Here is a 1,035-nt window from a genome sequence, read left to right as displayed (position 1 = left end):
ATGAAGTGTTCGGGGTGTTTGCCGCGCACTTCGGTCAGGCGGTCGAGCGGGTCGTAGGCTTTGAGGGCGCCGGGTTGTAAGTAGCGATGCTCGGCTCGCGACCTCACAACCATTGTAGTACTTGTTAATTAATGTTTTTTTAAAGAGCTGTATATGGTTGGCTAATATTTATCGACTTCTCTCTACAGTCTTGGCGAAACTATTCAGATTTCATATTCCGCATCCATAACACGTCTTGCGTTTTTGAAAATTTCCACAGGCTTACTCTCTCCATCAATAAGGCGCTCATGAAAAAAGCAATCTTCAGCCCACTCATATATAACTAAAGAGGTATAAAATTTTCCGCTTCTATCCATTGCGTTATTTAAGAACCAAGATTTTGATAGGCGACTATCTAAGACGTTAAAAAAAGCACTGGCATAAGGCTTCGGATACTCGCTACCATCTTCAGTGCACAGATAAAACCAAGGATAGTTATCTCTAAATTCGACTCCGTATACAGTATAGATTTTCCCTATATCTAAATCAGTTTCTCCATCAGATCTGCGTATGTATTTTAAGATGTGTTTAAAAATGCAAGGCTCAGTAATTTTAAATACATTATTTATTTCACATAGCACTTTCATTTTCAAAATCCTCCAGGGGGGACAGATGGGTCATTGCCCCATGGCTTCACATCATCATTACTGTGCCTTTTAAACTTAAAGTCCATCAATTCACCTGTTTGCGGATCCTTGACATAATGAACAAGTGAGTGTTTACCGTTCTTAGACGTGGTCTTCAATTCCATTTTGTACATTCCTGAATATCTTGGATCACTCAAGTTGGCTATGATTTCCTCTCCCTCGCCTAAGTAGGCCGCTTTTAGTGTCATTTCATCCTGAAGGCTTTTAGGCTCTCTGCTCCACTTATCAGCAACATGTGGTACCGGGACTGCAGGAGCACCATCATCTACAGATGAATTACTTGCAGGATCTTCTAAACCCTTAGAACACCCACCATCCCCTGGACACGAACTCAACCCCAACGGATCCA

2 protein-coding genes are annotated in these 1,035 nt (G+C 41.7%); both read right to left on the bottom strand.

The features are described 5' to 3' along the window. Positions 1-203: 203 nt before the first annotated feature. Positions 204-626 (bottom strand): hypothetical protein, encoded by a 423-nt coding sequence (locus tag B347_RS0115725; protein WP_019410649.1) that lies wholly within the window; start codon positions 624-626, stop codon positions 204-206. A gap of 2 nt (positions 627-628) precedes the next feature. Further along, on the bottom strand, positions 629-1,035 hold a 407-nt coding region (locus B347_RS26785; RefSeq protein ID WP_202800815.1), incomplete at its 5' end, for a hypothetical protein.

Origin of the sequence: Pseudomonas psychrophila HA-4 (genome assembly GCF_000282975.1) — a bacterium.
Taxonomy (GTDB): domain Bacteria; phylum Pseudomonadota; class Gammaproteobacteria; order Pseudomonadales; family Pseudomonadaceae; genus Aquipseudomonas; species Aquipseudomonas psychrophila_A.
Note: the sequence above shows the minus strand (reverse complement) of the source record. Positions and strands in the feature narration are given on the sequence as shown.